The sequence below is a fragment of the Streptomyces sp. NPDC088252 genome (assembly GCF_044740965.1).
GTDB lineage: Bacteria > Actinomycetota > Actinomycetes > Streptomycetales > Streptomycetaceae > Streptomyces.
Genome location: NZ_JBIURS010000009.1, coordinates 205,917 through 218,070, shown reverse-complemented (window position 1 = coordinate 218,070; position 12,154 = coordinate 205,917). Strand labels below are relative to the sequence as shown.

General features: G+C 71.1%; 6 protein-coding genes. 5 read left to right on the top strand and 1 reads right to left on the bottom strand.

Annotated features, from left to right (window positions below; translation table 11 throughout):
* Positions 1-53: 53 nt before the first annotated feature.
* The gene (locus tag ACIOHC_RS20630) at positions 54-1,652 is read right to left on the bottom strand and encodes an alkaline phosphatase D family protein (protein WP_351085192.1); all 1,599 of its coding nucleotides are present in this window, start codon (positions 1,650-1,652) and stop codon (positions 54-56) included.
* A 294-nt stretch (positions 1,653-1,946) separates the two neighbouring features.
* On the opposite strand from ACIOHC_RS20630, the gene ACIOHC_RS20625 reads away from it, so the two are divergent.
* The 5 genes from ACIOHC_RS20625 to ACIOHC_RS20605 are packed head-to-tail and all read left to right on the top strand — an operon-like array spanning position 1,947 to position 12,125.
* Positions 1,947-4,889, top strand: coding sequence for a family 78 glycoside hydrolase catalytic domain (locus tag ACIOHC_RS20625; RefSeq protein WP_351085194.1), 2,943 nt, complete (start codon positions 1,947-1,949; stop codon positions 4,887-4,889).
* The gene (locus ACIOHC_RS20620; protein ID WP_351085196.1) at positions 4,886-6,193 is read left to right on the top strand and encodes an extracellular solute-binding protein; all 1,308 of its coding nucleotides are present in this window, start codon (positions 4,886-4,888) and stop codon (positions 6,191-6,193) included. Before ACIOHC_RS20625 ends, ACIOHC_RS20620 begins: the two co-directional genes overlap by 4 nt.
* A complete protein-coding gene (locus ACIOHC_RS20615) occupies positions 6,190-7,149 on the top strand; it encodes a sugar ABC transporter permease (protein ID WP_351085198.1) in 960 nt (319 codons plus the stop codon). Before ACIOHC_RS20620 ends, ACIOHC_RS20615 begins: the two co-directional genes overlap by 4 nt.
* Complete coding sequence (locus ACIOHC_RS20610; RefSeq protein ID WP_351085200.1) at positions 7,146-8,021, top strand: carbohydrate ABC transporter permease; 876 nt, start codon at positions 7,146-7,148, stop codon at positions 8,019-8,021. Before ACIOHC_RS20615 ends, ACIOHC_RS20610 begins: the two co-directional genes overlap by 4 nt.
* Before the next feature lie 9 nt (positions 8,022-8,030).
* The gene (locus ACIOHC_RS20605; protein WP_351085202.1) at positions 8,031-12,125 is read left to right on the top strand and encodes a hypothetical protein; all 4,095 of its coding nucleotides are present in this window, start codon (positions 8,031-8,033) and stop codon (positions 12,123-12,125) included.
* The last annotated feature ends 29 nt before the right edge of the window (positions 12,126-12,154 follow it).

The window sequence follows — 12,154 nt, the reverse complement described above, 5'->3', positions numbered from 1 at the left end:
GCCCGGCACGGTCGCCCCCTGCCGCTCCCCCGGCAGGGGGCGACCGGTGTGTCTCAGGCGGACTGGATCCCGGGCCGCCCCGCCTCGGTCACGAGCGAGGTACGGGTCGAGACGGGGGCTCCGGGGGTGGTGACGTACGGAAGCACCCGGAAGTCCGCACGGCAGCGCTCCGGGGTCAGCGAGCAGCGCACGTAGCCGCGCTGGAAGTTGGTGAACTTGATGTGCTCGTTGGCCGCGAGCAGTCGGGCGCCGGAGGGGTCCAGATCCATCCCGTCCTTCGTGGTGGAGATGGAGGAGCCGACGAACTCGACTCCGAGCGTGGGCGATCCGGGGTCGTCGAAGTCCTGTTTGAGATCGGCGGCGAGGTGGCGGTGCATGTCACCGGTGAGTACGACGGGGTTGCTCACGCTGCGGTCGGTGATCTCCTTGAACAGCCGTCGGCGCGCGTCCACGTAGCCGTCCCAGAAGTCCATCACGAAGGCCTGGCCGGGGCCGGGGTCGGTGTCGACCTGCGTCACGGGAATCTGCTGGGAGATCATGTTCCAGGTCGTGTCGGAACGTCCGAGGCCGTTGTAGAGCCACCGCTCCTGTTCGGGGCCGAGGATCGTACGGCCGGGTTCGAGCCGTTCGTCGCAGCCGCTCTTCGTTCCGTCGCCGCAGGGCTGGTCGTCGCGGAAGAGCCTCGTGTCGAGGATGTGGAACGTGGCCATGCGGCCGTAGCGCAGACGGCGGTACATCCGGGCCTCGAAGCCGTTCGGTTTGTTCGGCAGTCGCAGCGGCAGGTGTTCGTAGTACGCCTGGAAGGCCGCCGCGGCGCGTTGTCGGAAGACCGCCGGGTCCTGGTCGGGTTCGTTGTCGGCCTTGGACTTGTCGCGCGCCCAGTTGTCCTCGACCTCGTGGTCGTCCCAGACGACGGCGAACGGGTGGACCCGGTGGGCGGCGATGAGATCGGGGTCGAAGCGGTGCAGGGCGTGGCGGTTGCGGTACTGGACGAGGTCCATCGGCTCGGGGCGCAGTTCGGCGGCGACGGGGACGTTGCGCACACCGCCCATGGCGTCGATGGCGTTCTCGTAGATGTAGTCGCCCAGATGCAGGACCAGGTCGACGTCCTCCTCGGCGAGGTGCCGGTAGGCCGTGTAGAAGCCTTCGAACCACGCCTGGCAGGAGACGAAGGCGAAGTCGAGCTCCTTGGGGCGGCTGTGCGGCGGGGGTGCGGTGCGGGTGCGGCCGACGGGGCTGTGCACGCCGCCGGCGCGGAAGCGGTAGTAGTAGTGTCGGCCCGGCTGGAGACCGGAGATCTCGACGTGGACGGAGTGGGCGAGCTCGGGCACCGCGCGGGTGCGGCCCCGGCGTACGACGGACCGGAAGTGTTCGTCGCGGGCGACCTCCCACTGGACGTCGACGGAGTACGGCGGCATGCCTCCGGCGCCGTCGGGAGCCAGGGGCTGGGGAGCGAGGCGGGTCCACAGCACGAATCCGTCGGGCCAGGGATCGCCGGAGGCGACTCCCAGGGTGAACGGGTCCTCGTGGAAGGGCGTGCCGCCCCAGGCGCTGCCCGCCGACAGGCCGGCCGCGGCGAGTGCCATCCCGACCGTGCCACCGAGCATCGCCCGTCTCTTGAACCCTCCGGCGCCGCCTGACCCACTGTTCATTGGCATGAGACTCGTCCCTTCGTCGGGCGGGATCCCGTCCGGTACGAGGTGGGATCGGCACGTGATTTCACGTCCACCCATGTGGTAATCACAGGCTGAATATCACAAGGGAATCGCACGCCACAAGACCACACGCGGGTGGTCACAATGCCGTTCACAGTGGTTAGTTGGGGATACATCACCCCTTCCCCGAGGCGACCGAGTGAGGGGCCGGTAACACCCTTGACACCCCTGAGGGGGCCTCATAGTCTCCACGCCACAGAATTAACGTTAGATTTCACATGAGGAAAATCGGTGCGACGGAAGGACGTGCTCGTGTCCGGTTCCTCGGCGGCGGACGTGTCCGCCCCCGGCCCCGCCGGGGGCACAGCGACCGACACTCCCGGAGACCGGGCGCTGCGGCCGTTCGGCCTGCGGTGCGAGCACCGCGCCACCCCGCTCGGGATCGACGAACCCGCGCCCCGGCTCTCCTGGCGGCTGGCCTCCGAGCACCGCGGGGACGACCCCGTGGCCTATCGGGTCCGTGTCGCCGAACACCCCGAGGACCTGGACGAAGGCGGCCAACTCCTCTGGGACACGGGACGGGTGTCCGATCCCGGCGCGATCGCCGTCCAGTACGCCGGCCCCGCGCTCCGCGGCCGCACGCGTTATCACTGGCGGGTCTCCGTCTGGCCGGGCGGGCCCTCCGCGCCCACCGAGGCAACGTCCTGGTTCGAGACGGCCTTCACCGACGCGGGGGCATGGCGGGCATCGTGGATCACTCACGACCCGCATCGGGTCGACGTCATGGACGCCCCCACCGAGGGCGAGTTCGCCCTCGACGACCACGGGCTCTCCCCGTGCCCCGTGCTGCGACGCACCTTCACCGGCTCGCCCGGCACACGCGCGCGGCTCCATGTCAGTGCGCGCGGCCTGTACGAGGTCCGGCTCAACGGCGTTCGGGTGGGCGACGCCGAACTCGCCCCCGGCTGGACCGATTACCGCAGACGCGTCCAGTACCAGACGTACGACGTGGGCGAGTTGCTGCGCGAGGGGGAGAACGTGCTCGCCGCGACCCTCGCCGACGGCTGGTGGAGCGGATTCGTGGGCTTCGAACCGCGCAGGGCCGGAGCACACTACGGCCCGTTCCCCCAGTTCCTCGCCGAGCTCCACCTCACCGGCCCGGACGGCCGCAGTACCGCGATCGTCACCGACGACAGCTGGCGCACCGGCACGGGAGTCGTCCGTCACGCGGATCTGCTGATGGGCGAGCGCCATGACCTGCGGCACGCGGCCGACGGCTGGGAGCTGCCCGGGTTCGACGACTCCGGATGGCCCCCGGCCCTGATCACGGACACCGATCACCGATCGCTCGTGGCGTCCGTGGACGAGCCCGTACGGGCGATGGCCGAGCTGCGCCCGCGCTCGGTCACCCGAACGTCGGCGGACACCCATCTCGTCGACTTCGGCCAGAACCTCGCCGGACGGGTGCGGCTGCGGATCGACCGACTGGCCCCCGGGGCCCGGGTGGTGATCCGGCACGCCGAGGCGCTGGACGCCTCGCACCGTCTGTACACGGCCAATCTGCGCACTGCCGCCGCGACCGATGTGCTCGTCGGGGACGGACGTCGCGACATCGTGTTCGAACCGCGCTTCACGTATCACGGCTTCCGTTATGCCGAGATCAGTGGCGTCCCCGAGCTGGCCGAGTCCGATGTCGTCGCCGTGGCACTGCACAGCGACACCCCGTGGGCCGGGGAGTTCGACTGCTCGGACACCGAGCTCCGACAACTCCACGACTGCGTGGCGTGGGGGCAGCGCTCGAACTTCGTCAGCGTGCCCACGGACTGTCCGCAACGTGACGAGCGGCTCGGCTGGCTGGCCGACGCGCAGGTGTTCCTGCCCACGGCCGCGCTGAACGCCGACGTCGCCGCGTTCTTCACGAAGTGGCTGCGCGATGTCGATGACGCCCGTACGCCCGACGGCGGCTTCACCAACGTCGCCCCGCGCCTCGTGGGGGTCGCCGACGAGGGAGCGCCCGGCTGGGGCGACGCGGGTGTGATCATCCCGTGGCACCTCTACCGCACCTACGACGACCCGCGGTTCCTCGAACGGGCGCTGGCCGGCATGTGCGCCTGGGTCGATCTGATTCACCGTCACAACCCGGCACTGGTCTGGCGCAGGCGGGTGGGTCCGCACTTCTCCGACTGGCTCGCCCCCGGCACCCCCACCCCGCGCGACGTCGTCGCCACGGCCTACTTCGCGCACAGTGCCCGCCTCACGGCGCGGGCGGCCGATGTCCTGGGGCGGAACGAGGCCGGGAACCACTACCACCGGCTGGCAGACGACATCCGCCGCGCGTTCACCGAGCATTTCGTCACCGTCGGCCGGGGCGCCGACGGGCTCCCCGTCGTGCGCGTCGAAGGAGACACCCAGAGCGGCTATCTCCTCGCGCTGGGCTTCGAGTTGCTGCCCGCGGGGCTGGTCGACCCCGCCGCGCGCCGCCTCGCCGAACTCATCGAGTCGGCCGGCCCCGCCCTGCTGACCGGCTTCCTCGGGGTCGCGCTCGCCGCGCCCGTCCTCGACGCGCACGGCCGGGCCGATCTCGCCCATGCTCTTCTGCGCCGCGACGAAGTCCCGTCGTGGCGGTTCCCGCTGCGGCACGGCGCCACCACGATCTGGGAACGCTGGGACGGATGGACGCCCGGGGCGGGGTTCCGTGCTCCGTCCATGAACTCCTTCAACCACTACGCGCTCGGCTCGATCGGCGAATGGCTCTACCGCGGTGTCGCAGGCCTGGACCAGGTACCGGACTCCACCGGATACCGCCATCTGCGGGTACGGCCCCGCCCCGGCTCCCTGCGACACGCGAGCGCCCGTCACGCATCGGTCCGCGGCACCGTCGAGGTGTCCTGGGAAAGGAACGGCGACCGGCTCGCCCTGCGTGTCCGGGTGCCGCCCGGCGCCGTCGCCGATGTGCACGTGCCGACCACGGACCCCTGCTCGGTCCATGAATCGGGGGCGGTCCCGAGCGCCGACGACCCCCATGTCACATTGATCGCGACCCGCCCCGACCAGGTTCTCTACCGCGTGTCCTCGGGCGTCTACCGCTTCACCGCGGCCTGTCCGCCGGCCGACGACCCCGCCGGGACGCCGCACGCGGAATGTCTTCGACCGTCGCCCACCCCGAGCCCACGTGCATCAGGACCGGCGGCGAAACCATCGTTCGCTTGTTCGCACGAGGAGGACACACCATGACGACGGGTTCTCACAGCCAAGCGGGCCGGAGCACGGTCGGGCGCCGGGGATTCCTCCGGATCGGGGGCGGGGTCGCGGCACTCGCCGCTCTTCCCCCCGCGCTGACGGCCTGCTCCGATTCGAGCGGAGCCTCCGGCAAGCTGCGCATCGTCGGCGTCGCCGACCAGCAGAAGCCGATCGAGGATCTCCTCGGGCTGTACCGCAAGTCCCGTCCCGGCGAGGGGTTCTCCACCTCCTTCGCACCCACGGACCAGGTGCAGACGGTGGTGCGCACCCAGCTCGCGGGGGGCAACGCCCCCGATGTGCATGTGCTCTATCCGGGCAGCGGCAGTGCCATGTCCATGGTCGAGCTGGCCAGGGCCGGGCTGCTCGCCGACCTCAGCGGCCAGCCGTGGGCCAAGGAGGTCCCGGCGAACTTCCATCCGGCGTACCGGTACCAGGACAAGACGTATCTGTATTCGGCGGGCAGCAGCGTCATCGGCGCCATCTACAACAAGAAAGCCTTCGCCAAGGCCGGGGTCCGGCCGCCCGGGACGTGGGGCGAACTGCTCGACGTCTGCGCCAAGTTGCAGGCCAAGGGCGTGATCCCGATCGCGCTCGGCGCACAGACTGCCTGGGTCACCCAGCTGATCACCTACGCGCTGGTGCCCAACGCGGTCTACGCGAAGAACCCCGGCTTCGACGCCGAGATGGCCGCGGGAAAGGCTCATTTCCGCGGCTCCGGGTGGGCCGACGCGATGGGCAAGTACAAGGAGTTGCAGCGCCGGGGCTTCTTCAACGACAACCCCAACGGGACGACGTACGAGCAGCAGACCTCGATGGTCGCGAGCGGCAAGGCGGCCATGGCCGTCCAGGTCTCCGCCGTGCTCGCCAACTTCCGGCAGGCCACCGGGACACCGGACGATCTCGGCATGTTCCCGTTCCCCGGCGGTGACGACGCGGCGCGTCTGTGGATCCCGGCCGGCATCGTCGTCGGTCTCGGTGTCTCCGCGCGGTCCAAGAAGGCAGCCGGGGCGAAGGCCTTCATCGAATTCCTCGGGGAACAGAAGAACGTCGACCGCTGGGCCCAGTCCGTGGCCGCGATCCCGTTCAAGCGCGACGCGTCCACCAGGATCGACCCCGCCCTCGACGGCTTCCTGCCCGTCATCGACGACAACCGGGCCGTCCCGTTCATGGACCAGAGCTGGCCCAACGCCGAGGTCCAGCCCGCCCATTTCGCCGCCGTACAGAATCTGCTCGCGGGCAGGACGGATGTCGACGGCGCGCTGGGACAGATGGACGAGGCCTACGGGAAGAAGTCGTGACGAGGACCTCCGAGAGGTCAGTACCCGGCACGGCCGGCAAGGTCGCGGGCCCGTCCGCCGACCCGGTCCGCCGCGTCCGGCACCGCGATCACACCACCCCGTCGTGGATCTTCGTGGTCCCGGCGCTCGTCGTGTACGGCGTCGTCGTCCTGTACCCCAGCCTTGCCGGGGTGATGTACGCCTTCACCGACTGGTCCGGCATCGGCGGCTTCTCCTTCACCGGGCTGGACAACTTCCGCACCCTGCTGGACGACAGCCGGGCCCTGGAGTCCGTCAGCAACACCCTGCTGCTCACCATCGCCGTGGTCGTCGTCCAGAACGGCGTCGGGCTGTTGCTCGCGCTCGGCGTCCACACCCACATCAGATGCCGCGCCCTGCTGCGACTGATCTTCTTCGCGCCCGCCGTCGTCAGCCCCGTCATGGTCGCGATCCTGTGGAAGTACGTCTACAACCCCGACAACGGCGCGGGCCTCAACGGCGTCCTCGGTGCGATCGGACTCGGCGGTCTGCGTCAGGACTGGCTCGGCGATCCCTCGCTCGCCCTGTGGTCCGTCGCGGCGATGGTCGTGTGGCAGTACGCCGGCTATTCGATGGTCGTCTTCCTCGCCGGTCTCCAGGGCGTCCCGGCCGAACTCCACGAGGCCGCGAGGATCGACGGCGCCGATTCCTGGCAGCGCTTCCGCCATGTCACCTGGCCGCTGCTGGCCCCGGCCCTGACGATCAACCTCATGCTGTCCACCATCGGTGGTCTCAAGCTCTTCGACCAGGTCTACGCCGCCACGGGCGGCGGCCCCGGCACCGCGAGCGAGACGCTGTCGACCGTGCTGTACAAGGAAGCGTTCGTGTACGGGAAGTTCGGCTACAGCACCGCCGTCGCCCTCGTCCTCGCGTTGTTCGTCGCCGCGGTCTCCCTGGTCCAGCTCCATCATCTGCGCGCGAGGGAGGTCACCGCGTGAGCACCGCACCGCCCCGAGGACCCGTGGCACGGAAACCCGAGCGCGCGGGGCGCCGACCGCGCTACGGGCGATACGTCCTCGAACTGGTCATGATCGCAGTCGCCGTGGTGTTCCTGTTCCCGGTGTACGCCCTGATCACCCTGGCGATGAAGGACCCCCGGCAGATCTCGGACTCCCCCCTCTCGCTCCCCTCCCCGCCCACTTTCGCCAACTTCGGCCATGCCTGGTCCTCCGCGTCCCTGGGGCCCGCCCTGCTCAACAGCACGATCATCACCGTCGCGAGTCTGCTGCTCCTCGTCGTCCTGGGTTCCGCGGGGGCCTACTGCCTCGCGCGCCGTGCCCGCGGCCTCGGCTACGGGGTGTACATCCTCTTCCTGCTGGGCATTGTGCTGCCCTTCCAGCTCGGCATGATCCCGCTCTACGAACTCGTCGACGACCTGGGCTGGCTGGGCACGTACCAGGGCATGGTGTTCTTCTACACCGGCATTCAACTGCCCTTCACCGTCTTCCTCTACACCGGATTCATCCGGGCCCTGCCGCAGGACTACGCACAGGCCGCACTCATCGACGGCTGCAACCACCGGCAGGCGTTCACCCGGATCGTCTTTCCTCTGCTGCGCCCGATCACCGGCACCGTGATCATCCTGAACGCCGTGTTCGTCTGGAACGACTTCTTCACCCCGCTGCTGTACCTGGGCGGCTCCGACAAGGAGACCGTGCCCGTCGGTGTGTTCGCGTTCGTCGGTCAGTACGTCTCCGACTACGGACTCGTCTTCGCCGGACTGGTACTGGCGGCGCTGCCGATCCTGGTGGTGTTCGTACTTCTCCAGCGCTATGTGATCAAGGGCTTCGCGGGCGGTCTCAAGGGCTGAGGACATCTCATGACACACCCGGTGCATCCGTCGCTCCCCCCGAGCATCGCCGCGATCCTCGCAGAACCCCCGCGTGCCTTCTCGCCCACGGCCATCTGGTGGTGGAGCGGAGAACGGCTCGACCCCACTCGGCTGCGGGCCCAGCTGGAACGGTTCGCGGAGGGCGGCGTGCACAACCTCGTGCTCCTCAATCTGGCGCCGTCGGGCCCCCTGTTCGGCTCCGACGCCGACGACCCGCCTTTCATGTCCGACGCGTGGTGGGATCTGCTCGACGGCGTGTGCGACGACGCCGGCGAACTCGGCGTCAGCCTGTGGTTCTACGACCAGCTCGGCTTCTCCGGCGCGGACCTCCAGGCGCGTCTGGTCGACGAACACCCCGCGCACGCCGGCCGCCGGCTCGTCCGGCTGTGTGCCGTCGTCGATTCCGCGGCGGTGCCGACCGGAGAGCTGCGGTGTCCCCCGGACGGCCGCCCGCTGGCGGGCCGCGCCGAACCGGTCGACGCCGCCGGCCGGACCGTCGGCCCGGCGGTCCCGGTCGCGGTGGACGACGGGGTGGTACGGGCGCCGGGCGCGGGCCGGTGGCACCTGACGCTCCATCACCATGTGCCGCTCGGCTTCGACTACCTCGGCACCCGGGCGTGTGCGGCGCTGCTGGACCGGGTGCACGGGGAGTTCGAGCGCCGGCTGGGCGACCGGCTGGGTACCGTCGTCGTCGGCTCGTTCCAGGACGAGCTGCCGTCCCTGCCCACCTGGTCCCCCGGTTTCGCCGACGCCTTTCTCCGCCTGCGCGGCTACGACATCACCGCACGGCTCGACGCCCTGTACGACGACAGCCCGGATGCGGACGCCCACCGGGTCCGGCGCGACTACCAGGTGACCCGCGCCGAACTGGCCGAGGAGGCGTTCTTCCGGCCGCTGGCCGCCTGGCACGACCGGCACGGCCTGCTCATCGGCTGCGACCAGCAGGACCCGGCGCGTGCCGGACACCCCGTCGCCGGCGTGGAGTTGTACGCCGACTACGCCCGCACCCACCGTTGGTTCTCGGCCCCCGGCTCCGACCACCACGGGGACGCCCGCATCCATTCCTCGCTCGCCCATCTCCACGGCCGCCCCCGCACCTGGATCGAGGCCTTCCACTCCACCGGCTGGGGCGGCACGCCGGAGGAGACGTTCGACTGGCTGCTGCCGTGGCTCCGCGCCGGAGCGACCCTCTACAACCCGCATGCCGTCTACTACACGACCAAGGGCGGCTGGTGGGAGTGGGCACCGCCCGCGACGGACTGGCGTCAGCCGTACTGGCGCCACCATCGTGCCTTCGCCGATGCCGTGAGCCGGCTGTGCGCGATCCTGAGCCTCGGCCACCATCTGTGCGACACCGCGATCCTGCTGCCGACCACCACGGCCCAGGCCGGTACCGCGCCCGACGGAGTCACGGACGCGGCGAGGCGGGCCCAGGCGACGTATCTGGAACTCGTCGGCGACATGGCCTGGTTCCACACCCGTCCGGGCCTCATGGACCGACTCGGCCTCGACGCCGACGTCATCGACGACGCGTCCCTGGCACGCGCCGGGGTCGCGACATGTGACGGCGACGTGCGGCTGAGGGTCGCGAACGAGGCGTACGCCACGGTCGTGCTGCCCGCGTGCACGGTCCTGGAACAGGAGACGGCACGGCGTCTCGTCGAATTCGTCCGGGCCGGTGGGAAGTTGATCGCGGTCGGCGCCCTCCCCGAACACGTCGTCGGCCCCGGCCCGGACACGGTGCCGACCGAGCTGCGCGCGTGCTTCGCGGACGGCAGGGCCCTCTTCGTCGCCGGAACGGACGATCCGGCGGGTTCACTGGCCGCTGCGCTCACGGGACCGCACCCGGTGGTCCGGGCCCCGGTCCCCGCACTCGCGCGTCGCACGGAGGGCGCCACGGTCGTGTTCCTGACCGCGGGATCCCCACGGGCCACCCGGGCGGCCGTCACGGCACCCGACGAGCGCGGTGCCGCACTGGGCTGGCTGGATGCCCGGTACGACTTCGACCCCGACCGCTACGCGCGCCGCGCACGGGTACGGGTGCGGGTGCCGGACGCGGTGGGCCCGGCCCTCCTCGTCGACCCCTTCGGCGGCGCGCCCCGGACGTTGCCGGTACGGCCCGTCGACGACGACGCCGGATACGCCGAGGTCGACGTGCCCTTCGATCGGGGGCCCGCGGCGTTGCTGGTGTTTCCGGACCGCGCCGGGGAGGCGGCCCCGACCGAGGTGTCCGGCACGCCCGGTGCCGCGGCGGCCGTCACCACCACCGGGATCCCTCCGGAGGCCGAGTGGGACATGACACTCGTCCCGACCCTCGACAACACCTGGGGCGACTTCGCCCGACCCGCCACCGGCCCGCCCAGCGGCCCGGCCGTCACCGAGTGCCGGACCTTCCGGCACCGGGTGGAAGCGGCCGGGGAGGACGGCGTACGGGACGGCTGGGCCATGCCGGACCGCGCCATCGAGCAGGCCGGGGACACGGTCCACGCGACCTTCGGTCCGCACGCGCTGCTGCTCCGCGACGACGCCGGAACCGACGGCGCGTCGACCCTCGCATGGTCCGACACCCTGGGAGTGCGCAAGGACCCTGTCCACCGTGCCGTGCTGGGGCCCAAGGGACATGTGCCGGAGGAGTTCGTACACATCGGCCCCTCGGCCGCCGGACGGACGGCGCTGCTGTGCACGGAGTTGTTCCTCGACGAGGACTTCGACGGACATCTCGCGGTCGGTGCCGCGGCGGCGAAGCGGGTCCGGATCGACGGTGCGCCCGTCGCCCTGGACGACGGGGGCCACCTCGCGATGGGCCCGCTACGGGTGGAATCGGGCCGCCACCTGCTCGAACTGGAACTGACACCCGATCAGGACTGCGAACTGCGGGCGCACGTGGCACTCGTACGCGATCCGGGGCGCTACCGGCGCCCGGAGTGGATTCACGCAGCCGGAACGATGGGCACGACACTGCGTCTGACGGCCCTCCCCGTCCGGGCCGTCGTCCAGGTCGCCGCGCGGGTGCCCTGCCTCCTGCGCGTCAATGGACATGTCGTGGGCAGACAGGGCGGGTTCGATCCGTACGCCGAACACGCGGTGCCCCGCGTGCGACGGCATGACGTGACGGCGGCCCTGCGCATCGGTGACAACGGCATCACGGTCGATGCGTCGGGCGGCGGTGACCGCGCGGTCCTGGTGGACGCGGTCTTCGACGACGGGAACGGCGACCGGGTCGCGACGCTGCACAGCGATGCCAGGTGGTGGGCCGGGAGCGGGCGGGGACGCGAGCCGGTCGCGGTGCGTCGCGAGCAGGTGGGTGACCCGGCCGCCCTGTATCTGCGTCGCCGCCCTCATCCGCTGCCGGGCGCCGCGTGGCTGGACCCGGACGCGGACGACGGCACGGTGGTGCCGGTCCGGTTCGCCGTACCGGGGCGCCGGGGAGCAGTGGAGTGGCTGTGGTGGGAACTGCCGCCCGGAGCGGTCGGGCTGACGGTCCGCTTCTACGGCGAGGCGACGGTCTTCGTGGACGGCTCCGAGTGCGATGCGGCGGTCACCGCCATCGACGCCCGGGACATGCGGACCATGACGGTGGACCTCGCGACCGGCGCGCCCTCCGGCCCTCGGACCGCGGCCCTGCGTGTCCGGACGCTTCCCGGTCGCGAGGGAGGCGCCGCCCTGGCCGGTCCGGTGCGCTGCGAGGTCGGCCCCGGGAGGATTCGCCTCGGCGACTGGGAGACGCGCGGCCTCGCCGAGTACAGCGGCGGCGTGCGGTACCGCCGGTCGGTGAACGTGCCTGCAGGCGCCGCGGAGGGTCCCGTGTCGCTGGACCTCGGACGGGTCCGGGGGACGGCGGAGGTGCGCGTCGGTGACGTCGGGGCCGGGGTGCGGGTGTGTTCCCCGTACGTATTCGATCTGACGGGTCTGGTCGTGCCCGGGGCCAACACCCTCGACATCACCGTGTTCGGGACGCTGGCACCTCACCTGGACGCGGCGAGCCCGACCCACTTCGTCTTCCAGGGGCAGCGGGTCAGCGGACTGCTGGGTCCCGTCCGGCTGCGAACCGGTGGTCGCGAGGAGGGCGAGGCGCGGGTGTGACACCGTCGTGGTCGCCCATGACCGGCGAC